The sequence below is a fragment of the uncultured Dysgonomonas sp. genome (assembly GCF_900079725.1).
Classification (GTDB): domain Bacteria; phylum Bacteroidota; class Bacteroidia; order Bacteroidales; family Dysgonomonadaceae; genus Dysgonomonas.
The window spans coordinates 5034193-5057058 of record NZ_LT599032.1; the positions used below are offsets into that span (position 1 = coordinate 5034193).

The 22866-nt window shown below is 38.9% G+C and carries 24 protein-coding genes; 12 read left to right on the forward strand and 12 right to left on the reverse strand.

All coding sequences use genetic code 11. From position 1 onward, the window contains the following. Nucleotides 1-25: 25 nt before the first annotated feature. Nucleotides 26-454: an SRPBCC domain-containing protein gene (locus tag QZL88_RS20355; RefSeq protein WP_296944653.1), complete on the reverse strand. Its 429-nt coding sequence runs from the start codon at nt 452-454 to the stop codon at nt 26-28. Nucleotides 455-1131: 677 nt separating this feature from the next. Then, nucleotides 1132-2142 carry a L,D-transpeptidase gene (locus tag QZL88_RS20360; protein WP_296944656.1) on the reverse strand — a complete coding sequence of 337 codons (1011 nt, stop codon included), beginning with the start codon at nt 2140-2142 and terminating at the stop codon, nt 1132-1134. Nucleotides 2143-2560: 418 nt separating this feature from the next. On the opposite strand from QZL88_RS20360, the gene QZL88_RS20365 reads away from it, so the two are divergent. After that, complete coding sequence (locus tag QZL88_RS20365; protein ID WP_296944659.1) at nt 2561-3343, forward strand: DUF6146 family protein; 783 nt, start codon at nt 2561-2563, stop codon at nt 3341-3343. Between the two features lie 134 nt (nt 3344-3477). After that, nucleotides 3478-4479: a DUF4421 family protein gene (locus QZL88_RS20370; protein WP_296944661.1), complete on the forward strand. Its 1002-nt coding sequence runs from the start codon at nt 3478-3480 to the stop codon at nt 4477-4479. A 44-nt stretch (nt 4480-4523) separates the two neighbouring features. On the opposite strand, the gene QZL88_RS20375 is transcribed toward QZL88_RS20370, so the two are convergent. Further along, the gene (locus QZL88_RS20375) at nt 4524-4703 is read right to left on the reverse strand and encodes a hypothetical protein (protein WP_296944664.1); all 180 of its coding nucleotides are present in this window, start codon (nt 4701-4703) and stop codon (nt 4524-4526) included. Between the two features lie 28 nt (nt 4704-4731). Continuing rightward, entirely contained in the window at nt 4732-6063 is a 1332-nt protein-coding gene (locus QZL88_RS20380) for a hypothetical protein (protein WP_296944665.1), read from the reverse strand. A 286-nt stretch (nt 6064-6349) separates the two neighbouring features. Between QZL88_RS20380 and QZL88_RS20385 the strand changes: the two genes are divergently transcribed. Next, the gene (locus tag QZL88_RS20385) at nt 6350-6970 is read left to right on the forward strand and encodes a DUF4377 domain-containing protein (protein ID WP_296944667.1); all 621 of its coding nucleotides are present in this window, start codon (nt 6350-6352) and stop codon (nt 6968-6970) included. An 83-nt stretch (nt 6971-7053) separates the two neighbouring features. Here the strand turns inward: QZL88_RS20385 and QZL88_RS20390 are convergent, their stop codons facing one another. Then, complete coding sequence (locus tag QZL88_RS20390) at nt 7054-7410, reverse strand: DUF4890 domain-containing protein (protein ID WP_296944669.1); 357 nt, start codon at nt 7408-7410, stop codon at nt 7054-7056. 290 nt (nt 7411-7700) lie between these two features. On the opposite strand from QZL88_RS20390, the gene QZL88_RS20395 reads away from it, so the two are divergent. Next, nucleotides 7701-8384 (forward strand): DUF3800 domain-containing protein, encoded by a 684-nt coding sequence (locus QZL88_RS20395; protein ID WP_296944671.1) that lies wholly within the window; start codon nt 7701-7703, stop codon nt 8382-8384. A 5-nt stretch (nt 8385-8389) separates the two neighbouring features. Beyond that, on the forward strand, nt 8390-8920 hold the full coding sequence (locus QZL88_RS20400; protein ID WP_296944673.1) for a hypothetical protein: 531 nt from the start codon (nt 8390-8392) through the stop codon (nt 8918-8920). Nucleotides 8921-9178: 258 nt separating this feature from the next. Here the strand turns inward: QZL88_RS20400 and QZL88_RS20405 are convergent, their stop codons facing one another. Further along, nucleotides 9179-9907 carry a hypothetical protein gene (locus tag QZL88_RS20405; protein WP_296944676.1) on the reverse strand — a complete coding sequence of 243 codons (729 nt, stop codon included), beginning with the start codon at nt 9905-9907 and terminating at the stop codon, nt 9179-9181. 205 nt (nt 9908-10112) lie between these two features. On the opposite strand from QZL88_RS20405, the gene QZL88_RS20410 reads away from it, so the two are divergent. Continuing rightward, a complete protein-coding gene (locus tag QZL88_RS20410) occupies nt 10113-10562 on the forward strand; it encodes a GNAT family N-acetyltransferase (RefSeq protein WP_296944677.1) in 450 nt (149 codons plus the stop codon). Between the two features lie 12 nt (nt 10563-10574). Here the strand turns inward: QZL88_RS20410 and QZL88_RS20415 are convergent, their stop codons facing one another. The 4 genes from QZL88_RS20415 to QZL88_RS20430 all read right to left on the reverse strand — a co-directional run bounded on the left by QZL88_RS20415 (nt 10575) and on the right by QZL88_RS20430 (nt 14398). Beyond that, a complete protein-coding gene (locus tag QZL88_RS20415) occupies nt 10575-11273 on the reverse strand; it encodes a CDGSH iron-sulfur domain-containing protein (RefSeq protein ID WP_296944679.1) in 699 nt (232 codons plus the stop codon). Nucleotides 11274-11704: 431 nt separating this feature from the next. Then, nucleotides 11705-13012 (reverse strand): alpha-L-fucosidase, encoded by a 1308-nt coding sequence (locus tag QZL88_RS20420; RefSeq protein WP_296944681.1) that lies wholly within the window; start codon nt 13010-13012, stop codon nt 11705-11707. 141 nt (nt 13013-13153) lie between these two features. Then, entirely contained in the window at nt 13154-13606 is a 453-nt protein-coding gene (locus QZL88_RS20425; protein WP_296944683.1) for a GNAT family N-acetyltransferase, read from the reverse strand. A gap of 39 nt (nt 13607-13645) precedes the next feature. Then, nucleotides 13646-14398 (reverse strand): class I SAM-dependent methyltransferase, encoded by a 753-nt coding sequence (locus QZL88_RS20430; protein WP_296944684.1) that lies wholly within the window; start codon nt 14396-14398, stop codon nt 13646-13648. 193 nt (nt 14399-14591) lie between these two features. On the opposite strand from QZL88_RS20430, the gene QZL88_RS20435 reads away from it, so the two are divergent. Genes QZL88_RS20435 through QZL88_RS20445 form a run of 3 tightly spaced genes read left to right on the forward strand, consistent with a single transcriptional unit; the run spans nt 14592 to nt 15576 of the window. Beyond that, on the forward strand, nt 14592-14870 hold the full coding sequence (locus QZL88_RS20435) for a hypothetical protein (RefSeq protein WP_296944685.1): 279 nt from the start codon (nt 14592-14594) through the stop codon (nt 14868-14870). Then, nucleotides 14867-15142, forward strand: a complete 276-nt coding sequence (locus QZL88_RS20440; protein WP_296944687.1) for a hypothetical protein — start codon at nt 14867-14869, stop codon at nt 15140-15142. Before QZL88_RS20435 ends, QZL88_RS20440 begins: the two co-directional genes overlap by 4 nt. Nucleotides 15143-15195: 53 nt before the next feature. Beyond that, nucleotides 15196-15576 carry a terminase small subunit gene (locus tag QZL88_RS20445; RefSeq protein ID WP_296944689.1) on the forward strand — a complete coding sequence of 127 codons (381 nt, stop codon included), beginning with the start codon at nt 15196-15198 and terminating at the stop codon, nt 15574-15576. A gap of 58 nt (nt 15577-15634) precedes the next feature. Here the strand turns inward: QZL88_RS20445 and QZL88_RS20450 are convergent, their stop codons facing one another. After that, entirely contained in the window at nt 15635-17038 is a 1404-nt protein-coding gene (locus QZL88_RS20450) for a cation:proton antiporter (RefSeq protein WP_296944691.1), read from the reverse strand. 361 nt (nt 17039-17399) lie between these two features. Here QZL88_RS20450 and QZL88_RS20455 point away from each other — a divergent pair, with 361 nt between their 5' ends. The 3 genes from QZL88_RS20455 to QZL88_RS20465 all read left to right on the forward strand — a co-directional run bounded on the left by QZL88_RS20455 (nt 17400) and on the right by QZL88_RS20465 (nt 22192). Then, the gene (locus QZL88_RS20455; protein WP_296944693.1) at nt 17400-18527 is read left to right on the forward strand and encodes a WG repeat-containing protein; all 1128 of its coding nucleotides are present in this window, start codon (nt 17400-17402) and stop codon (nt 18525-18527) included. A 45-nt stretch (nt 18528-18572) separates the two neighbouring features. After that, the gene (locus QZL88_RS20460) at nt 18573-19727 is read left to right on the forward strand and encodes a WG repeat-containing protein (protein WP_296944695.1); all 1155 of its coding nucleotides are present in this window, start codon (nt 18573-18575) and stop codon (nt 19725-19727) included. 455 nt (nt 19728-20182) lie between these two features. Beyond that, nucleotides 20183-22192, forward strand: a complete 2010-nt coding sequence (locus QZL88_RS20465; RefSeq protein ID WP_296944697.1) for an FISUMP domain-containing protein — start codon at nt 20183-20185, stop codon at nt 22190-22192. Nucleotides 22193-22245: 53 nt separating this feature from the next. Here the strand turns inward: QZL88_RS20465 and QZL88_RS20470 are convergent, their stop codons facing one another. Next, entirely contained in the window at nt 22246-22722 is a 477-nt protein-coding gene (locus tag QZL88_RS20470; RefSeq protein ID WP_296944699.1) for a YdeI/OmpD-associated family protein, read from the reverse strand. Nucleotides 22723-22866 lie beyond the last annotated feature (144 nt).

Below are 22866 nucleotides of genomic sequence, written 5' to 3' on the forward strand. Positions count from 1 at the left end.
ATTTTGTTTTTTATTGGTAATTAAATTATTTTGATAGAAAATTCCTAAGGGATGTTCCTAATATTTCCTCCCAGCCAGCCACATAGTTTTCGCGGGAGAAGTCAGCTCCGGCATCGGCAAAGTTTTCCACACCTGTGTGCGTGAGGGTGACTTTAGTGCCATTGTCCACAGCCTGTAAATCCCATGTGACTACCGATTCGCCATTGCTCTGTGAGGGATGCGTCCATGTGTGGCTGAATCTTTTTTGCGGAACAATTTCTTTTATCACGCAACGGTGGTGATAGATAGCATCTTCGAAGGATACAGTAAAATTAAACTCGGCACCTTCTCTGAGATCAAAGTCTTCGATGGTGAAATACCATTCTTTCATCTGGTTTTTATCGGTGATCGCCTTCCATACATTAGGTAAAGGCATCGGATAAATCTCTTCTATAATAATGGGGATATTATGCATGAAACGGTGTTTTAAATTGATATTGATATATTTATTTAAACAGAAAAGGGAATATCCGTGTTCATTCGAAAGAGTTAATATGTAGTTAGTTATTGTTGGTAAAATATAAAAACACGGCTGGGAGCTTGTTTTTCATTTTGCTTTGATGTAAAACGAAACAAAAAATCAAGGCTGCATCCCTTCGGCGACCCAAAGCCGCAGCTTCGGTGGAGCAAAATAATACGGAATCCTCTATAGCCGGATTATCAGCCGTGTATAGCAGCTATCCTATTTTGCCCTACACCTCCGCTTTACGGATTGGGTACCCCGCCTGCGGAATGAGGCCGTTACCGCGATGTGGCGACAAGACAGTGTATTTTTATGCTTTAGCCCCACGTGCGTCAGCCCTTGCGCATTAGTGACGCAGGCGGGGTACCCAATCCGTTGCAGGCGGCGTAGAATCAAACGGGGCGATAGCCCGTTTGTTTGATTCAGCCGTCAAGACGGTTTTGGGTCGCCGAGGAGCGAAGCGCTAGCCTTTTGGTTCGTTTTGGGCAATGCCAAAATGAACGTTTAAGCGGAACGAAGTGTAGCATAAAAAATCCAACAATTTTATACTACAATAATTATTTTAACTACTGATTGGTATTCTTACTTAATTGTTACAGGCTATCTGACTGATTATTTAGTATTTAACTTTATTCTATCACAAATACCACTGTACCTTCCACAGGGAAAGTATCATAGATAAATTTGGCATGCGAAGTAGCATTGCGCACACACATATGCGACCGTGGAGTAGTACCCAGCGAAGCGCTGTATTCTATAAAATCTTTGCGGGGAGCATTCACCGGCACGCCGTGCAGGTATCCGCCATTGGTAAACCGGCTGGCGTAAGGAGCAAAGCCGCCTGTTTCGGTAGTACCGTCGACAAGGAAAAACATCTTATACTTCTTTTCCTGTATGACGAACATCCCCAGTGGAGTCTCCTGCTGATGGGGAGGTTTATGCAATCCGGTAGTGACAGGGTTCATGCTTCTTATCATCCACTTGTCGCCCACCTTTTGCAGTGTAACCACATTCTCATTGATGCGGTCTACAAATATGGCACTGCGGAAGGCTATACTATCTGCTATCTCTTTCACATACTTACGGGGAACCAGCCATTCACCGGGGAAGTATACGGTCTCTATTTTTTCAAACTTTGTGCTGTCTGTTCCTTTTATCAGTTTCACCAGCGATCCGTCCCTGCCGTAACGTTCGGGAACGATGGTGTCCTGAAGGGAATATAAGGGTACCGACTGGTAACGTTCTACATCGTAATTGTCGGATATGCGTTTATATACATTGCGGTGATATTCTTTTACCAGCGGGGCTTCCCCGTTGTTGTTCCTGTAGTTTTGCAGAATGCCCCACGACGAATGCTCTATCTGCATGGAATCTATGGTTTTCAGCCCTGCTTTGATCTTCTCCCACTGAAACCGCCTTGTGGTATCTTTGTAGGGGTAAGTATCTTCGAGCGTGTACTTATCGTAGAGAAGTTCCTTTTCTACGGTGACTGTATCTATTTTCTTTGTCTCATCTTCATCCTTTACAGCCACCGTATCTTGCGAGGGGGGATCTGTGGGTTGGGGATCAACATTTTTCTGCCTGCACGAATTTAATATAAGAATAGTGATAACTAGGAGAGTCGTAGTTATTTTAGCCATAAACTTTTGTTTTTGTATTTATTGTGAATATCCGTTTATCCCTAAGGATATTAATGATTTCCTTCTTGTTGCTATTTTTATAATTATTTCTTCTTTATAAAAATATTAACTTTTTATTATAAAAACAAAGAAGATGCTTTATTGTTTCCCATATTTACAAAATAAGCCCGTTCTGCGGGCTTATTTAAAAAGGTTGAGATTGTATAAGTTCTTTTTTTATAGAAATGGTGGTGATATCAATAGGTGATTAATATTTAGCATTGCTTTAAAGTATTCTATATTTTAAATGTGCAGGTAAACAGATATTTACCTGTGTTGCCAAAAGTGAAAGAAGGATAGCCGTTATGTATGAAATAATTGAAGAATTTCGTATATTTACAGAAGTATTCTACTCCTTATTTCTATAAATATCAGCATTATGAATAAACAAAGCATTACATTTCTGTTCTTGATGTTGTTTGCTTTACAAATGACATATTCGCAAGTATCGGCAGTGAGGGGACAGATAACTTGGGCAAAAGATAGAAGGGTACTACCGGCTGTTATGGTAACCAATACATCGCGACAAATAAAAAGTTTCTCGGATGGCAAAGGTAATTATACAATACGTGCGGCGATGGGCGATACGCTCCGTTACTCGCTGATAGGATTTAAGATCAAGCAGATAGTTGTAGACAGCCCTGTGTGTGATATTGCCCTCGATGCAGACAAACACACTATGGATAAGACGAATCCCGAATCTATTTATTCCCTTATAGAGAAACGGGATGACAATATTTATCTGGTCGACGACAATGTGATCTCAAAAGATTCGTTGATTAGGATAGATCCTTCCACAATAGAATCTATCAGTATACTCAAAGACGGGGATATGCACCCTATCGATAAGCCTTTAACCATAAGCATCAAATTGAAACCCGTCTACGAAGCCATCGTTATGGAATCCGGCTATGAAACATTCCTGGTTACTCAACGGCCGAAAAACTTCTATACGGAGTCGTCACTGAAGACTAAAAACGTATTCCTTGTCAATGAATGGAATTACCGATGCGACAATCCCATGCTATACAGCCCGCTGATCTATGAAGCAAAAATAGATTACAATCCTCAGAACGAATACGGGCTGGATGTGGAATACCGCCTGTATATGTTTTTCAGGTATATGGATAAAAAATACAGGCTGGGACTCGAATATAGATGAATTTTGTGAAAATTTCCGCTAAAATTGGGTCACAAATCAAATTATTCCTGTCTTTTTGATTGGGGTTAATGCCTTTATACTATTTTTGCGCTTAATCCGTTTCCTTAATAAAATAAAGAGAGCAAGTATATAAAATGCCGGCATTAATCAAAAAACGAAACCGCTTATCGAGAGGCAGGTATATCACTATATTGATATTTTGGGTACTTGTGTCCCAATACGGATTTTCACAGACCGACAGTACCTATATAGGTTTCTTTGAACAACCTCTTTCGGTGCGTACCTACTTCATGGATAAATTTACCGTGCTTTCGCATCAGCAAGGCGACCACGACGATGAAACCTCTTACCGCTCCAATGCTCCTTTTGGCATCGGCTTTGGCTTTTCGTACAAAAATGTCTCGCTGAGCGGTGCCTACGGTTTCGATTTCATGCGTGACAAGAAGCGGGGAAAGACCCGCTCATTCGACTTCCAGTACCATCATTACGGGCGTAAGTTTGTCTACGATATATTCTTCCAGAACTATAAAGGCTTATATACCGAACCCGAAAACGATAAATATGAATTGTACCCCGACATAAAGCTGAAACAATACGGAGTATATGGGCAGTACGTCTTCAACGGCAATAAGTTTTCCTATCCGGCGGCCTTCAATCAGAGCGAAAAGCAATTGAAATCGGCGGGGAGTTTCCTACTTGGAGGTGCAGTGTATTTCAACGAAGCCCGCGCCGATAGTTCACTGGTGTTTGATGGCGGCCATAAACTAAAAAATTATCAGGTGGGTGTAAACGGAGGTTATGCCTATACGTGGGTTGCCAACAAGCGGATATATGTTTCGCTGTCTCTTTCGGTGGCGGCGAATGTAGGTTTTGAAAATATAGACGGAAGAAAAAACAGGGTGAAAGTATATCCATCCGTTTTTCCCCGCTTCTCGATGGGATACAACCACGACACGTGGTCGGTAGGAGCATCGGTGGTCAACAACCGGGTGTATATTCTCTATACTGCCCCTTCAAAAATGGCATTCGATGCGGGAGCAATCCAGTTCTCGGTTATCAAGCGATTTGGAAAAGCGCCTAAGTTCCTCGAAAACCAGAAGATAATAGATAAATATAACGAATACAGGTTTTGGTAAGGGTAAATAATTAAAAGCGAAAGCAGATGATAAATATTTATTTTTTAACCGGCGTCTTTTACTTCTTCAAAGTGGCCTTCGTATGCAAAGATATTTCCATTGTCATCTCTTCTTTCAACTATGGTAGACTCCACATTATTAGATAGATAATCTTTATACGTCTCTTTGAGCTTTTGTTGGATCGGATTTAGATCTGACTTGGAGATACTAGAAATGAAATTCATCCTGTCTTCTAATATTTGCAATATTTCTTCAATCATACTTTTCAAAATTTATACTCCTGAGTTTGCCTAAAGCCAGAGTCGTATTCAAATTTAATTTCTTTTTTTCAGTAGTTTCCACTAACCTTGCCATAAATATAGATAAAATATCTAATTGAGAACAACAAAAATCTTCCCATAATTTGTTAAAAGTACTTCTTTCTTTACAGGAAGGGAATGCATTTGGTTTCTCATGCTCAAAGCAAAGGAACCCTAAAATAAATGATTTTTGCTCCTCTACGCGATAAATTATAGGGTAAACGATTGATGAACTATAATATTTTGTTGATTCCGGATGAGAGTGTTTTACTTTATTATCATTATACATATTATTAAAATCAGGTATATAAGAAAATAATAACTTATTGCTTATTATCTGCTCCAAATTTTCATTATCAACTACTTTTTCATATACATTATCATACTTTGCACCAATCTCCGTTAGCCTACGCCGGTATTTTGATGTGTTTGGACGAGTCGATCTTACTAGGGTTTTAAATTCAAGGTCATTGAGTGGTACTTGAGAAAAAATGTGTTTTTTATTTAAAAGTTTTATACAACTAGAATATCCGGCCTCGGTTATTGTATCAGTTTTATAATCAAAAAGGTTTATTTTGCGGGTTATAACACATAATTTATCCAAATACTCCATCAGTATAGATAATATTTTATCCTGATCCATATTTTTTAAAGATTTATTATATGTATAATAATCCAGGTCTCTTAATTTTTCGTTAAGGAAGTGTATGTCATGAGATATTATCGTTTGAATATTGAAATTTGTGAGTTGCAGAAAGTCAATAGCTTTGTTTAGGTTTTCTACTTTTATTTGTTCTACCTTATTGTCTGCTTCAAGTATTAATACATAATTTTTTAGCAACTCTTCGTAATAATAGGAATAATTCTTTTTGTCATTCCACACCAATATGAGTGTTATGCAAAAAAATAAAATTAGTGCAAGATTAACTAATACAACACAGAATACTAACGTATCTTTTTCAAATTTGATTAGTGTAGGCGAAAAGAATGCGACAATAGTGATAATTGTAGTGGCTATGGCAAATATTGCAGAGATAGTCTGTAGTAAGCCCGCTTTTTCATTCTTTAGCTTTTTATTGTAATCAAAAATGTCATTTAATTTTTCCTTGTAGAATTTTTTATACGCATTGTCTTTCATCAAGATAGGGACATCAGGATGCTCCGTAAATGGATAACCATTCTTTAATGCTCTATGTAACCTGCTAAGGAGAAAAAATTGATTTGTCTTTTGGGGTTCATCTTCTTTAGGTTTGCGTCTGAATATAGAATAAAATAAATTACTCATCTCGTGTTAATTTAAGATTAAATGATATCAAATTAACGAAATATTATTAATATTAACAAATGTAATTCTTATTTCCAGTAAAATAAGTCCAGCTTCCGGTATAGTTGCAATACAATAAGAGTTTTTGGCGTAAGTTTCGTTCAGCCAAGTATGTAATATAAATAAGACTTGCTGATTTGAAAATTTAATAATCGGAAGAGGTTGTTTTTTAATTGTTAAATCTTACATATTTTGCTAAATTTGTATCGCTTATATATGCCCATTTTACCTAAAAAACAATATTGATATGAAACAAGCAAAACTACTGAGTTTATTTTTATTTGTCTTTATGTCTCTGACTATTATCGCTTCCTGTAGCGATAGTGACGACAAAAGAGAGATAAGGGAGTTTCAACTTACCGTTGCGTCTGTAAAGCCACTGATGTTTATCTCAGATCATTACAGCCCTTATTTTGTAAAGTATGAAGGGGAAAACGAATGGAAAACTTTTCCTTATATCACTAATTTTACTCTTACGGAAGGATATGAGTATGTGATAAAAGTAAGGAGCGAAAGGGTTGTCTTTGAAGATATGGAAGGAGGCTCGCCCTACGAAATCACACTGTTGGAAGAAATATCGAAAACACAGAAAGTTTCTGAAAATATACCTCCGCAAAGGGGCTATTTTGTAATTGGATCGAAAAAGACGGGCGATGAAAACAATCCATACTACACACGGGAATTAGGAAAGGGCTATTGGGTTAAATTTCCCGGCATTCTCGAAGGCTTCGATTATGAAGAGGGCTATGAATATATAGTAGAGCTCGACTGTCAGTTTAACGGCTCTACGGATATTAATAAATATTTATTCAGCTTTGTGAAAATACAACACAAGGATAAGACCGATTCTGTAAACTTACCGTCGTAGAAATAAATAAGAAATAAAAAAGGCAGGGATAATGATTATTCCTGCCTTTTTCGTATCTGTAAATTATCAATTCCTAAATTCTATCAGTTTCTTCTCCGGCGATTCTCCTGCATTTTCTTCTGATGCTCATCAAATTTCTTTTGCTGGTCTTCGGTCAGTACAGCCTTAATAGCGGCTGTGCGTTCTTCCAGATTCTTCTGGAATTGAGTCCTTAGCTTTTCCCTGTCGGTTTCTTTGCTCTGGTCGGCCAGCGGCTGGGCAAATTTCAGATTTATTTCATATACTTTCTTTTGCTGGTCTTCGGTCAGACTGAGTTCCTTTACCAGTGTTTCAGTTTGTCTTTTGGCCCTTTCTTCAGGTGTGGAACGTTGTCTCTGTTGGGCGAATACTCCACTTGTAGCGAACAATGCAATTGTAAGAAACAATACTAACTTCTTCATAAGATTATAAAAATTAAGTTATACATACCGTCTACTATGACTATAGAAATCTGAAAAAGTAAATCCGGGAAGTTGTCTTTTTTAGTTAAATAATCATAAAACAAAAAAGTATATACCCAATATAGCACCTACAATAAGAATGGATGCGATAACAGAGGCATACATAGTATCGGTAGAAATCTTAAATTAATCACTGATTTTTAGATTCGTTTATCAAACTTTCGGATTATGCAAATACTAAAGGATGGGAAAATTATTATTTTTGTATTCATTAATATAATATTCATCGTATGTCTAAAACATTTAATATTTATTGTGATGAAAGTACACATCTAAAGAATGATGGACATCCATTTATGGTCTTGGGATATGTAAGCATTGCTTATCCTCAAATACAAATGGCAAAAGAGCAAATAAAAGCTATTAAAGAAAAGCATAAATATATTGGCGAATTAAAGTGGACAAATATACATGAATCTACATTTTCTCTTTATAATGAACTGATCGATTATTTTTTCATGACCGATATGAAATTTAGAGCTGTAATAGTAGACAAAACACAAATTGATGAAGATCGGGAGGATTATTCTTTCAATGATTTTTATTTCAGAATGTATTATCAATTATTACATCATCAGACAGACCTGGAAAATGAATATAATGTATTTTTTGACATCAAGGATACTTGTAGTCACAATAAATTACACAAACTCAAAGATATATTGAAATGGAACTCATCAATAAGACATTTTCAATTTCTTCGATCCCATGAGAGTTGCTTTATCCAACTAGCAGATATACTGATGGGAGCTATTAATTATAATTTAAGAATAGAAAAAGGAGAACTCGCGGGTAAGGTTATTGCAAAAAGAAAGATTGTAGACAAAATAAAAGACCATACAAACATCTCATTAAATAAAACAACACCACTGATTAATAAGAAGTTTAATTTATTCTTTATCTCGTTAAAATAATTACTATGCCTTTAAATTTACTCAAAGTATATCCGCAATTACTGGAAATACTTCATTTAAAAGAAAATGAAAAGCGAAATTCTCTATTGGGTATTTATAAAAGAGACATAGAGGATAATAGTGATTTTAAATTTCGAGGGAAACTGATATATCCAATAAAAGCGAATGGGGAAATAGATATGGGGCGACAATTTATGCATCTGACTTGTAAAGAAGTTTATGGAAAAGGTGATGACGGAAAGCCACTACCCCAAAAACGGGTATTTGACAGAGATCGATCAGAGAGGCTACATTGGATAAATTATCATATACATGAGAAAATGCCTGAGAATATAGATGTATTTACTATTACAGAACGTGACCAGAAGAAAAGAGTAGACGTGACAAAAACATATATCTATGATAAAAAGGCAAAATATATTATTGTTTTAGAGCATCAAAGAAGTGATGCCTATTATTTACTCACGGCTTACTATCTTAATGAAAAATATGCAGAAAAGCAATTGTTAAACAAAATGAAGAAATGTACAAGATGAAAAAAACGCAGGGCTCAGATTTATATCAAGATAAACCGAGCCCCGAAACTCTTTCTATTTATAGATGAGCACTGCAAAGTTACTAATAAATATTTATAAATAATATATTAATTATTAAAACATTATAAAATAATCTTATTTATAATTCTATTAAAATAACAATCGTCACTACCTTTATATGTATTCTATAGATAATTAGATTCAAAAAAAATATAGTATTCTTGAAAAAATAAGTTCACTCTGTTTTGTATCAAATAATCATAAAACAAAAAAGTATATACCCAATATAGCACCTACAATAAGAATGGATGCGATAACAGAGGCATACATAGTATCGGTAGAAATCTTAAATACACTCCTGATCCTTTCCTGGCTGATAGTCCACAGTGTGCCGCTAAAAAATAGGCTGCCGATAAGGAAGGTAGGGTTGTAGGCAATGAAGAACATCCACAGCAGTCCCATGAGCGCAAAACTCAGGTAGATGGATAGCAATATCCATCCCGCCGTCTTTTTCATCCAGAAGAGTATGGCTGCCAGTGGCGTGATGATGACAGGAAACAGGAATATAACTACGCTGAAATCCCATCTCGTATCCTGAAACAGTCCTGTAATCAGGTCGAACTGGGTAATAATCTGCAACAGGCCAATGGCAAGGAATATAATGGCAATGGTATTAATCAGTCTGGGCGATTTGTGGGCATCGCCTTCGTTGTCCTGTATGGGGTTTATATAATCTATAATGCCGGATCCTTTTTCTTTCAGCGTATTCTTTATCTCCTCCCTATGCTCCTTTTCTAAGGCGAGTTCTTGCTGTTGAGCTTCCAGTTCGGCTCTTGCCTTACCTATGTCATCGGGGCTAAGATCGCGGGCATCGAGTTCGTCCCGGGCGGTCTTCACTGCTTCGGGACGGTAGTTTTCGGGGTTCTCTATAATCCGCAGCAGGGCGGTTACAGAATATGTTTTGTATACGTCTGATAACTGGCTCATATTTCGTCATTATTTACACGGTAAAGATAAGATATTTATGCGAATCCATAGCTTTAAAGGCCAGAAGGAAATAAACGCTGAAAATATTGTGTAGTAGAAATCACCCTATAAAATCACATATTTGCAAACTGATGCTAACACTTTTTGCCTATCTTTGAAAATAATAGTTGATCGAAAAAAGACAAGGCAATATTATAAAAACAATATGAAGATAATATCCGTCAAAGAGACTCCCGAATATAAAGATAAAGCGATAGATTATATAAGCAGCAAATGGTCGGCTTCCCGAATCATTTATGATGATTGTATTTCCCATTGTCTTACATCTGCTAGCCCAGTTCCCCAATGGTATCTGTTAGAGAAAGAAAATGAAATAATAGGATGTGCAGGACTGGTAACAAACGATTTTATCAGCCGCATGGATTTATACCCCTGGGTATGTGCTGTATTTATTGAAGAAAAGCACAGGGGAAATGCATATGGTTCTCTCTTGCTGGAGAAAGCGAAGGAGGATTCCCGTAAAGCAGGTTTCCACAGCCTTTATCTTTGCACGAGCCATATCGGTTTTTACGAAAAATATGGATTCCGGTATATCGGGCAAGGCTATCATCCCTGGGACGAAGAATCTCGGATATATGAGTTTGCGGGTCTCTGAATTTAAAATACTTTATTCAGGTATTTCTTCCGTGTTTCCTGCTCTATCTTCCATATGGCGGGCATCACAAAACGGTTTGTTCCGCGATTTTCCGCAACGGCAAAGTGTTACTCTGTTGCGCACGGCATACGGGCGCCCATTAGCATCTTCGATACTGATACCTCCTTTCAGCCAGATAGGCCCGTGTGTTTCGGCTACCGTATCTTCCAGAATACTTATTTCCTGAGGAAGGTTGGGTTCTATCCTTTTCCCGTCTTTAGTTACGGCTGTGAGGCGTCCACTGGGACAATCAGAACACTGCCGGATAACAGTCTCTACGGTTTCTTCATCGTCGCCCTCTTGCACCAAATCCCACGTGGTGCCATTGGTATCACAGAAACGGGCTACTGCACATAGATTCTGTGCATCGAGCATATTTATACGTTTACCTTCCGTAAATAGGGCTGTTTGCTCATACGAGCGGTGGGTGGCGGTTTCTTTTCCATAAAATCCCTGCAAATGAGAGCCATCACAGTAGGGCTTATTTTTCGATCTCCCGCACCGGCACAAATGATAGGTCTCTTGTAATGGGAAAGTCCTGATATGCTCATAACCTGTCGATGCTCCGTTTTCATTGTATAGATAGCCCAATTGGTTGAGTGGCACATTTCCCGTTACCTCGTAAGGGCCATTTTCCAACACTTTTACTTTTTTCGGATCTTGTGTGTTCATAGCTTGTTCTCTTTAGATTTGAGGTCGTCTTTGTTTTTCTTTTTCTTTTTGTCATATTCAGAGCTTAATTAATCTTCTTTTTAGAAGAACTTCTCTTATTGTGTAAAATGACTGCGGAAGAATTTGTATCATAATGATATCAAAACTTCGATAATTTCTTAGTTGTATTCAATCTTAACAAACTGCTTGATGATTAGTTTATGAATTGACCGCGAATAAACAAAAAAAAGTCCGCAACATCACATCGCAGACTTTCCTAAACCTTAACACAAACTTTACAAAACTACACGCCGTTATAACTGCAAACGGACGTATTATGTTCACGGGAATTTGATATTTAACATTATTATTAGATATTTTAAGAATTCTGTTATCTGAAAAGGCTTTTGACGAGTAAAAGTGTCTTCGTTTTTATGGCTTTATGTTTTTTTTTATTTTAGCACTATTTCTATAATGGAATCTGTTTCATCTAACCCTCCGGCGAATGAAAAAGTGACATCTCCTGTTTTTTTATCTTTCTTCCATTCGGGTTGCGCAGATATATTAATCCATTTTGCCGATTTAATGTCCGGTATATTCAGCGTAACGGATTTTGTGTCTTTATCCAGTATGTGAATATAATACGTTTTACCGATTTTTGTCACTGCGCCCCATTTCTGAGGTTTTACAAAGCCCTGCTCCGTACCGTATATCGTATATCCGTACTTGTCCATCCATTTGCCCATCTCCTGCAGGCGTTGCACGCATTCGGGCTGTATCTGTCCGTCGGGCATAGGTCCTACGTTCAGCAGGAGGTTAGCACCCGTTCCGGCAGTGCGTATCAGCAGATGTAGAAGCTCTTTTGTGGATTTGAAATTATCGTCGGTAATGTTGAAGCCCCATGCGCCGTTTATTGTTTCACAGGTTTCGAGCGGCAGGCGTGATACTTCCTGTCCGCTATATCCCGATTTGTTCTCACCCGGTACGTCGCGTTCAAATATCTGGTAGTCTTCTCCTGCAAATGGCGGCAGATGGTGGTTATTGGCTACCAGGCATCCCGGACGAAGGGTGTGGATGAGTTTGTATATCTCGGGATAGTGCCAGTCTACATGCGTGGTATGGTCGGTGCGGTTTTCATCTTCGGTCTGATCCCAGTGTCCGTCGAACCATATGCCGGCAATCTCATAATTGGTAAGCAGTTCGGTCAGTTGTGCTTTCATAAAGTTGATATACGACTGCCAGTTGCTTTTCTCGGTACGTCCCGCCGCCTTTCCCGTGCGCCCTGTTTCGTACTGGTAATCGGTACGCATCCAGTCGAGAAGGGAATAATACAATACCAGCTTCATGTCCTGTTTACGGCATTCGTCTGATAATTGCTTTATAAGGTCTTTTCCGTAAGGCGTATTCATTATGTTCCAGTCCGACTGTTTCGTATCCCAGTTGCTGAAGCCATCGTGATGGCGGGAGGTGAACGTGATATATTTCATCCCTGCATTTTTGGCTATCCTGACCCATTCTTTGGCATCGAAAGCTTGCGGATTGAACAGGGTTTGCAGGCGCATATAGTCTTTCCCTTTTACGGGGCGGGTGTTCATCACCCATTCTCCGGCTCCCAGCACACTATACGGGCCAAAGTGTACAAACATACCGAAACGGGCGTCTTCGAACCATCTGGTATCGGTTTTTTGCACTATTTCCTGACTATTCATGCGGGGAATTATAAACGAAATGAGCAATAAGCTGAATAATACTTTTTTCATGCGTGGCTTTATTAAAAGTTAACAGGTATAAAGATAAGGAAAAGAGGGGAGAAGGGTTAAGAATAAATTATGAAAAATTAAAGATGGCATATTTTTATCCAGATTATGTTTTACTAAACATGTACTATTTATATAATTGTTTCATTGCGCAGATACATCTACTTTTAAATAAATCATATCTCTTAGCTGTTTCCCGTTTTCAAACATTTCGTGGTCGTAGTTGTCTATGAAAAAGTTTTTTACCGTATGCGAATAAACAAAACCATGTTTTTTGTAAAATGATAATGTTTTATTGTCGTCGCCTGTTCCAACCAAAAGTACATCACATTTATCTCTGTAGTTATCAATTACATACCTTATCATATAACTTCCGTATCCTTTGGCCTGTTCTTTTTCGTAAGTTGCAATATTCTTGATTTCGCATGTGTTTTCATCTTCTTGTGTTACCACGCACACCGTTTTCAGATCTGCGTCATACAGAGCCAGTAATTCTCCTCTTTGCAGATATCTGCGAATCATACTTTCTTGCTCATCGGCCAATAGCAACAAGTCCATAAACTCTTCTTTGTATTCTGTTATCTTTCTTATTTCCATATGTTTATCGTTGTTTACTTTTTTTATAAAATCTATTCCTTATCTACAAACAAATGCCTGTTTTTCCGATTTATCATCAAATGGTTCTTCTTCAAACCCTCCATACTTGTGAATAATATCAAAACCATTCCGTTCCAAATATGAATCTAATTCTTGAGGGAAGAACATTCTCATATCCAGATTTTGAATAGAATCGAACTCACCATTGATATAATAATGCCATTCTATGCGATTTACCTGCGTTTTATTTTCATATCGCATTGTCTGCTTTATCAGTACTTCTCTTCCGTCTTCAGTTGTATATCCGGCAATTTCTTTCTGCTCTTTCTCACCTTCAACTATATATTGGATATTCGGATTGAAACAATCTAACAGGAATAAACCTCCGTTTTTGAGGTGTTTTTTAACCGCATTGAATGCCTTAAATAAATCTTCATTCTTATATAAATGATGGATTGAATTGAACGGGATAAAGATAAGGTCGTATTTTTCCTGTAAATCAAAAGTCCTGATATCTGCCTCAATAAAACGAATATCTAATCCTGCTTCAGCAGCTTTAACTTTTGCCTGTTCAAGCATTGAAGATGTGTAATCAAGCCCGCTGATATCATAACCATCCTTTGCAATGGGAATAGTCAGCCGGCCTGTACCACAGCATAGTTCAAGTATTTTAGCACCCTTATTCTTCGGTAGCCACTTTTTATAAAATTGCAAATCAAGTAGAAAGGTATTCATCCCATCATACATATTTGCATCGTAAATCAAATCGCCAACTTTATAATCGCTATTCATTTCCGTATTCCAATATTTGATTTAATATTTTTATTATCATTCTATTCTGTCTCACTTCCAAAAATACAAAATATTCGGCTACAAATAATATTTACTAAACTTGTATCACCTTTCCTAATTCCCGATCTGCTAATTTTCGAATCAACTTTCTGCATTTTTTTCAAACTCATTTATCTATACTGTAAAAACAGCTATGGATGCAATAATGATAAGTGTCACTCTGACATTGACCGCAATTACCGCCCTTTACTGGGGCGAAGTTCTTTCTATCCGTCTGCCCGAATTAGACAAAAGGTTCGACCGTAAGCCTTTCAACTGCCGCCCTTGTTTTACTTTCCATATTTCGTGGGTATTAGCTTTGTTATCAGGGCTTATTTCAAGTTGCGCATACCTTGTATTTATTGGTGTATTTATATCATTCGCGCTATTTTTCATTACAAAATTTATTGATAATAAAAAGATAACAAAATGAGTGAAATGAACCTAAAATCGGAAGTAGAGCAGCTTTTAGCTGAAATTGACAGAACCCACCGATACTCGATGAGTAAGATATATAATCTTGCGAATAGAGTGTTTAATAAAAAAGACATACCTCAGTCGTGTGCTAGCTGCCTGATACGAAAAGCCCGTGAACTAAGGGGGTGGCTCAATATGCAGGAAAGTGAAACGGAAGTACCGAAATCAGCGGTAGAAACTCAGGCAAAGAAGAGAAAAAGTAAGAAAACGGGGGAGGGAAAAGTATAAAATACGACAGTTAATACTCCTTTTCCTATTACTCACATTAAATACAAAAATATATGACAACAGTAAATTCCCTAATACGCCAAAAAAGAACAAAACAACAGCTATATACCGATCCCGAAATGCTACTTTCCAAGGCATTTGAATACTTTACCTGGTGTGAAGAAAATCCGTGGCTGAAAAAAGAACTGATGCGTTCGGGCGAAAAGAAAGGTGAATTCTTAGAGACGCCCCTACCAAGACCATTTACTCTCTCGGGCATGTGTGTATACTGCGGCATCAGCGAATCTACATTTATGCGGTACGGCAAGGATGAAGAGATGCGCGATGCAGCAGCCCATATTCTGGGTATAATCCGTCAGAGCTATATCGAAGGTGCTATATTGGGAGAATATAGCGCGACATTTGTGACGAATCTGCTCGAAGATTTATATTAGAATAATTAAGAATGAAGAATGAAGAATACGAGTGGCTTGCACCATTCTTCATTCTTCATTACCTAAATACTCTGTTTATTATATTCAGCACCGGGCCTGTCATAAACGTAGTCACCAGTGCCATTATCACCATCATGGCAAATATTTCGGCATTGAGCACGCCCAGATCATAACCGATATTGAGTACCACCAGTTCCATCAGTCCGCGTGTATTCATCAATGTACCTATGGTAAGACTGTCCTTCCAGCTTTGCCCTACATACTTTGCAGCTACCGCGCTGCCTACAAACTTGCCGAATACAGCCACAAGGATTATCACACCGGTTATTATCCACAGATAAGAGTCGTTGAGCAATCCTATTTCGGTACGCAGCCCCGTGATGACGAAGAATAACGGCAACAGGAGCACTAGGGCCACATCTTCTATCTTGTCTATAAACATGCTCCTGAAACGTGGATTGCTAGGCATGATAACACCGGCCATAAATGCACCGAACAGGGCGTGGATGCCGATAATCTCGGTGACAAACGAAGAACAGAGCAATACAAGGAAGAATATGGCAATAGCCGATTGTTTAAAACCCTTTTCTGTCTTTAAGGATTCTGCCGTCTTTTTGAGGAAGGGACGCACAACCTTTATCATAAATGCTACATAAGCTATAGCCAGCAGGATGGTATAAATAGAACTGACAAACGAACCGGCCTTCACAATGGCAATCACAGCTGCCAGCAGGCACCATGCAGTGATATCGTCGGCCGCGGCACAGGTGATAACAATTGCTCCCAGTTTGGTCTTGTGTATCCCGCGTTCCTGAATGATGCGTGCCAGCACCGGAAATGCGGTTATACTCATCGATATACCCAGAAACAGACCGAACGACATGAATGAAATGCCATCAGGAGCGAATGACGAATATATGAAATAGGCAAGCGCTATACCTGCCGCAAAAGGGATTATAATACTGGCATGGCTGATAACAACAGCTTCGTGAGCCTTGGTCTTCAATACCTTCAGATTGAGCTCCATACCTACAATAAACATAAACAAGACAAGTCCTATCTGACTCAGCACCTGTAGGCTGGCAAGTGATTTCACAGGGAATATAAATTCGGATACTTCCGGCAGGTATAGCCCTAATAATGAAGGGCCGAGTACGATTCCCGCAATTATTTCACCTACTACCACGGGTTGTCCGATCTTATTGAAGAGCCATCCGAATACACGTGCAAAAACAATAATGATAGTTATCTGCAACAACAAGATACCCGCAGGATGTTGTATATTGGAAACAAATGAATCAAAGAAATCCTGTAACGAACTCCCTGTAGCCACATTATCTATAACATGCCGTCCGGCTTCGAGACCTTTGCCTTGGGTGATAATCCAGTAAACGAGAAAGGAAAATCCTCCGATAATGAGGATGTAGAAAAATACAGTCCTGAACTTTTTCACAAATTCCATAGTTGTGTGCGTGTTTTTATTATTAGTGATTTTTCATGTGGAAAAAGAAGTGAAGATTCGATCAGTAAACTTTACATATTTCTCCGCATATGTTTTATAACAGTTAAATAATAAATGCTGTTTAACTGAAAATGTTAAAAATAATCGGTTATAGAGCACAAAAGTAAAAAAATAAATATATCAAATACATTCTCATACCAAATCTTTCATGTGTTTAACTAAGAATATATCGGCTCGCTTATTGACATTGGCTCTTGTTTCCATCCCGTTTTACAGGAAAATGGCCTTAATTTAAACGTGTAAATAATAATACCTGTCCCGTAACGTTCTAATACAGACAGGAAAAACCTAAATAAGTATTATGAAAAACGTGTCCCTATACTGTTTTCTGACCATTATCCTATTTTTTCCATCCTGCGTTTTTCACAGGAATTATAAGTTTAGCCGGCTCGATTCGTTGCAATCGCTCAATGGAATATATGAAAACAGAGATAATATTATAACCCGGTCGCTGAATATGAGTGGCGAAAAGGATGTAGACCTCGTCAAGTTAGAATTTACCGATTCGCAGACACTGAATGTGTCATGCCTGGTCGATTCGGGCTTCGGGGTCAACAGGACTTTTAAAGGCAAATTCAAACCGGAGAAGGGCTATTTTGAAATCGTTTTTGATAAGAAATGGTTATGTCTTCTAATATTTTATCATCATTCGAGCGATAAGGTCAGGATAGGACGGGGCACTTTCGGAAAACTGTTTCTAACCAAGGAGGTAGCCTATAGGCAACAAACGCTCATCGTTTTCGGAGATGCATACGACTATGACTATGGCGAAAGCCTCGACAAAGTGGAAGGAATCGTTCTGCGTCCCGCCCTCCGCTTCGAAAAATGGGGATATGCAGACCCCGAAGGCAATATTATAATACGTCCCGTTTATGATTTTGCACGGCGGTTTGAAGGAGAAGTAGCCCGTGTACTCAAAGACAAGAAGTGGGGATTGATAGACAAGGCCGGAAACGAAATACAGGCTCCTGCCTATAGCGAAATAGAAGAGTTTGGCAGGCTGGAGATCGCACGGGCTTACCACAACAAGAAAACGGGCTTTATCAACCGGGCAGGGAAGGAAGTGGTACCTGTAATCTATGATAAAATAGATGATGTATATACCGGCGACAGTATTACCACGACAATGCTTAACGGAAAGTACGGATTTGTGAGCTATAGCGGGGTTATTGTGCCTCCTGTTTTCGATCATGCCATGCGTAGAGACGATGTCACGGGGCACAACAAGGCAATGAAACGAATTTTACCGGGGTATGTGGGTACAGCCGAGGTAGACAGAGTGCGGTATGCAGTAGACGAAGACGGCTACATTTACAGGATGACAGGCCGATCGGAGATAGAGCCTGCATCGCGAAAGCACTGGACAGAATTGCCTGTGCCGCAGGGACAGCAAAATATACACAGGCTTTTTCCTGTCTCGGATAAGTAATAATCCACAACTTTTATTTATCTTAATTGCCAATTAGCCGACACTATGAAAAACAAGAGTTACGCACTATTTTTTCTTCTGCTTATTCTCATGCTTGCATCCTGCGCATCGCATAGGAAATACACATTTAGTACACTGGATTCATTCCATTCGCTCAACGGGACATATGTGAATCGGGACGGCTATATAACGCAGGCATTCAATATACGCAAAAATTATATTGATCTGGTCAGGCTCGAATTTGCTGCATCTGATACACTAAACGTATATTGCCTTACCGATACGGGCTATGTACATTTTGTTTCGCGCAAAGGGAAGCTGAATAAAAAGAAGAACTACTTTGAGATCGTTTTCGAAAAAAACAGAGCCATATTTCTGTTGATGAATGGTATATCGAACGATAAAGTCAGGATAGGAGTAGATTCGGCAGGTAAATTATTCTTAAACAAACGATACGATAGCTTCGGCAATTTTCTCATCCTGATGGGCGGCTATGATTATGACTTTGGAGAGAGTATGGAGATGTTAAGCGATACTGTACTCCGTCCTGTCCGCAAAGAAGGCAAATGGGGATATGCCCGTGCGGACGGTAGTATAGAGATAGAGCCGCAATATGACTTTGTGAGGCTGTTTGAGGGTAATGTAGCCCGGGTGCAGATAGATAAAAAATGGGGTTTGATAAATAGGTCAGGTGAGGAGGTCGCTCCTGCGATATATACAAATATAGGGGACTTTGAGGATCAAAAGACCACCCGTGCCTATCGCGGCGAAAAAGAAGGTTTTATAGGCCGTGACGGAAAAGAAGCGGTGCCTGTGGTATACGACAGAATAGATTATATAAGTAGCGGGGACAGTATAGGAAAAAGCCGTCTGGATGGCAGATACGGGTATGTGAGCCGTATGGGCGTTATTGTACCGCCTGTATTTGATGCAGCCGAGTACATTGGTACTTATTACAATCACAGCTATGTGAAGGATGTAAGAAAGACATTGCCCAATTATATAGGAGAAGTTGTAATAGAGAAAAAGCGATATGCAATAGATGATAACGGATACATATACAATATTTCGGATAATATAATGGGTAAGGTCAAGATCTTACTGGATTCGAAAAGGCACTGGACCGAAATATATGTACCTAAAGGTAAAGATGAGGAACAAATGGATATACACCGCATTGTGCCTGCCACAGGACAATAATATTTGTAGGATCTTTGCCTCACATCCTTCTTTATTGAAGATGCTTTATATATTGAATGATACCTATATTTTGATTTTGGTATTGTGCCGCACAATTTATGCATAGTAATTTTTAATCTACTTCTAATCTTCCTCTAATGTTTATTTAATCCATATCTAAAAGACTTCTAATCTTAGAGAATTAATTTTGTAGCGAAATTGATCATGTGGAGATGAAATAATATTTACTCATATTTACCCGTTCTTTGAGCCCATATAATTTATTAACGGAAAATCCGGGAATAATTTATTTAAGATAGCTGAAAACAAATTTCAGTTGTTCATGGTTTAATATTTATCCGTAAATCGAATTTGACGATTTTAAAGCGGAAGGAGACAATAATATCTGCATGACATTTTTTTAGATTGTTTATTAGACTCACAATAATATTACACATAAACATTTACACAAAATTATGGATAAAATAAATCTCCCAAATGTTAAATGCATTGTCAATAAACATACTATCCTTATTGCCGTATGTTTATTAAGTGGAATTTCGGAAGTAAAATCGCAGGTAACGATAGGCAGCGGAAGCCCTCCTGTAGAAGGGGTATTGCTGCAGCTAAAGGAAAATGATAATACAGGGGCTAATGCTACAAAAGGCATAATGTTGCCTCGCATGTACTTATCGGATAAAAACAATCTCTACCCAATGTTTGAAGACCGGGACAACAGTGGACTGCCAAGCCCCGATTATACCAATATTCAGGATAAACAGAAACAAGACGAGTTGCATATCGGATTATACGTATACAATCTCAACCCCTGCAATCCTTTCGGAAGAGGAACCTATGTATGGGATGGGCAGGAATGGATCGCACTGGGGAAGACCTTTATCGAAGGTTATTCGACATTAATGGCTCTACCCGATACTTTGCACATTACCAGCGGTATGGATAGCAGATCGTGGACTGCCCAAACTATGAGTTTTGAGTATCTCTCCCAGACATCCCCGACTTGGGGAAATCTGATTCCCAGTCCTTCATATAATGGATTGGAATTTGCAGATCAGGTGACTCAGATATTGCCAAATAATCCGGCATCGTGGTCAGCCAGTCCTGCGGTCTTTTCTCTTCAACCCGACAAAATGACATCTTCACTGGTTACGAAACTGAATCCGTGGCATACCAGGCAGTCTTCGGTTACACTGTCTTTCGATCAGGCACCTTGTGGCGGTGTCGTAACCAAAAATGTTCTTTTAAATCAAACGAATTACGCTATTTCAGGAAGAATCCCCTCCAGTAATAATAATACAACAGATGAAGAAGACATTCTGAATATGATCACAATCAGAAATACAAATCTTAATGGAACTGTAAAAGTGTTGTCTAATGTACGCTGGCAGGCTTTTGTAGAAGCTTTGGGCGGAAATGTATCCGAAGTACTCAGCAACTATACTCAAACTCCACAGGGAATAAATCTGAGTGACGGGAATTACGGTCCGGAAACATTTTTCACTTACAACGGAGCCTCCGGTGCTCCCGGCAGCCGTTTCAAATATGTAAAGGTTAACCTTAGAGATGTAAGCAGCAGGGCGTCGGACTTCGAAATAACGATTATGCAATGCGAAGGGAATGAAGACCTGACTAGTGTGACTGAAAACGCGACTCCGGCTCAGACCTCCGCTTCATCGTCGGACTGGGGCGATAAAGTTGTCCGTCACCTTGAAAAGCCGGGTATTTATGAAGAATTTTATTCAGCGGATTTCGGCCCGGCAGGCAGATGGATGGTAACAAACCTGGCGGCAGTAGATTATGATTCGAATGTTACTCCCAACGGGTTTTCCAATATGACCGAAAGTCTGGCATCGACATTCACGGCGGGGCATTATGCTTATCCGGGAAACAGTTTACAGGCATATCTGGATAATACGTATCTGGGGTTGCTTTACAATTTTGCAGGAGCAACAGCCGGACAAAAGACAGGACTGAATGTGGATGAGCCTAACAATCCTTCCCAAGCTAAGATTCAGGGAGTTTGCCCCAATGGATGGCATTTGCCCAGCGATTATGAATGGACTCAACTAGAAAATGAAATAATTACTAACACGACAAAATATGCCCATGTATCTAAAAATATAATCGACGACGGAGGAAGTCTTGTACCTCCATCTACTTCCGGCGGAAATTACAGGGGCAAACATGCTCCGGCCATGACAAATGCTTGCGAAATATATCAGGGCAACGTGAAAGGTACTTCTAAGAGTATCGCTGAAGGCGGGTTTGGAGCTTATTTTGCTGGAGAGATAGTGAATGCAGCGCCAAACGATTTTGGAGAAACCGCAGCTTACTGGAGCAGTAGCTTATATTTCGCAGATCAGGCATATTACCGGGTGATGTCTACCGGGATAGGAGATACCGGAGTTGCAGCTTTTGCAAACAGCCAGGTAAATTACATGTCTGTACGTTGCAAGAAAGGCTAAACCTTTTAATTATACCAGATAAGCCAAAGTTCCGAAAGTGCAGAGATAAAACCTTAATAAAATTTTTCACCGTTTTGTACCATTATTATAGTTTTAGCGATGCGTTCGGCTTTGGTTTGTTCTGTTTTGGCAGAATTGATCCAGTCTATAGCTGATTTTTTCTGACCATCACTATAACTTTCAAATTTATCAGACACCCCCTCTACATCTTCCATACAGAGCCGTAATTCTTCGGGAATTATCAATGGGGTTTTATCTTCATAAATGGTAAGATGTACTGAGTCGGGAGCTTCCTTTTTTATTTTCTTCTTTATTGCTGCCTTGACTGCCATTACCAGATTCCCGTTTCCGAGAGGCATCAGGTGTACTTTGGAGAACTTATAGTCGTCTATCTTTCCTTTCACTTTCAGCATTCCAAAAGGTGTTTTAGGCATAAGAATTTCGGGGATTTCGATGTACGTGCAACCGCCTTTACAGTCTTCTTTTTGTAACTGATAAACTTTATCTACCAATGGTTCTTCTGTTTGCATCTTCTGAAAATAGCTTGTTTAAGTAATACAAAGATAAATATAAAAACAGGCTGTCCAAGTATCAACTATTTGTTTCAATGACATATTTGAGCAAAAGGGTAGGGGGCAGCTTTTATTTTTTTCGTTTATTAGTACCTTCCTCTT

Excerpts from the sequence above, each read along its gene's own strand:
- QZL88_RS20355 (WP_296944653.1), bottom strand. The coding sequence starts at position 454 with ATGCATAATATCCCCATTATTATAGAAGAGATTTATCCGATGCCTTTA.
- QZL88_RS20360 (WP_296944656.1), bottom strand. The coding sequence starts at position 2,142 with ATGGCTAAAATAACTACGACTCTCCTAGTTATCACTATTCTTATATTA.
- QZL88_RS20365 (WP_296944659.1), top strand. The coding sequence starts at position 2,561 with ATGAATAAACAAAGCATTACATTTCTGTTCTTGATGTTGTTTGCTTTA.
- QZL88_RS20370 (WP_296944661.1), top strand. The coding sequence starts at position 3,478 with ATGCCGGCATTAATCAAAAAACGAAACCGCTTATCGAGAGGCAGGTAT.
- QZL88_RS20375 (WP_296944664.1), bottom strand. The coding sequence starts at position 4,703 with ATGAATTTCATTTCTAGTATCTCCAAGTCAGATCTAAATCCGATCCAA.
- QZL88_RS20380 (WP_296944665.1), bottom strand. The coding sequence starts at position 6,063 with ATGAGTAATTTATTTTATTCTATATTCAGACGCAAACCTAAAGAAGAT.
- QZL88_RS20385 (WP_296944667.1), top strand. The coding sequence starts at position 6,350 with ATGAAACAAGCAAAACTACTGAGTTTATTTTTATTTGTCTTTATGTCT.
- QZL88_RS20390 (WP_296944669.1), bottom strand. The coding sequence starts at position 7,410 with ATGAAGAAGTTAGTATTGTTTCTTACAATTGCATTGTTCGCTACAAGT.
- QZL88_RS20395 (WP_296944671.1), top strand. The coding sequence starts at position 7,701 with ATGTCTAAAACATTTAATATTTATTGTGATGAAAGTACACATCTAAAG.
- QZL88_RS20400 (WP_296944673.1), top strand. The coding sequence starts at position 8,390 with ATGCCTTTAAATTTACTCAAAGTATATCCGCAATTACTGGAAATACTT.
- QZL88_RS20405 (WP_296944676.1), bottom strand. The coding sequence starts at position 9,907 with ATGAGCCAGTTATCAGACGTATACAAAACATATTCTGTAACCGCCCTG.
- QZL88_RS20410 (WP_296944677.1), top strand. The coding sequence starts at position 10,113 with ATGAAGATAATATCCGTCAAAGAGACTCCCGAATATAAAGATAAAGCG.
- QZL88_RS20415 (WP_296944679.1), bottom strand. The coding sequence starts at position 11,273 with ATGAACACACAAGATCCGAAAAAAGTAAAAGTGTTGGAAAATGGCCCT.
- QZL88_RS20420 (WP_296944681.1), bottom strand. The coding sequence starts at position 13,012 with ATGAAAAAAGTATTATTCAGCTTATTGCTCATTTCGTTTATAATTCCC.
- QZL88_RS20425 (WP_296944683.1), bottom strand. The coding sequence starts at position 13,606 with ATGGAAATAAGAAAGATAACAGAATACAAAGAAGAGTTTATGGACTTG.
- QZL88_RS20430 (WP_296944684.1), bottom strand. The coding sequence starts at position 14,398 with ATGAATAGCGATTATAAAGTTGGCGATTTGATTTACGATGCAAATATG.
- QZL88_RS20435 (WP_296944685.1), top strand. The coding sequence starts at position 14,592 with ATGGATGCAATAATGATAAGTGTCACTCTGACATTGACCGCAATTACC.
- QZL88_RS20440 (WP_296944687.1), top strand. The coding sequence starts at position 14,867 with ATGAGTGAAATGAACCTAAAATCGGAAGTAGAGCAGCTTTTAGCTGAA.
- QZL88_RS20445 (WP_296944689.1), top strand. The coding sequence starts at position 15,196 with ATGACAACAGTAAATTCCCTAATACGCCAAAAAAGAACAAAACAACAG.
- QZL88_RS20450 (WP_296944691.1), bottom strand. The coding sequence starts at position 17,038 with ATGGAATTTGTGAAAAAGTTCAGGACTGTATTTTTCTACATCCTCATT.
- QZL88_RS20455 (WP_296944693.1), top strand. The coding sequence starts at position 17,400 with ATGAAAAACGTGTCCCTATACTGTTTTCTGACCATTATCCTATTTTTT.
- QZL88_RS20460 (WP_296944695.1), top strand. The coding sequence starts at position 18,573 with ATGAAAAACAAGAGTTACGCACTATTTTTTCTTCTGCTTATTCTCATG.
- QZL88_RS20465 (WP_296944697.1), top strand. The coding sequence starts at position 20,183 with ATGGATAAAATAAATCTCCCAAATGTTAAATGCATTGTCAATAAACAT.
- QZL88_RS20470 (WP_296944699.1), bottom strand. The coding sequence starts at position 22,722 with ATGCAAACAGAAGAACCATTGGTAGATAAAGTTTATCAGTTACAAAAA.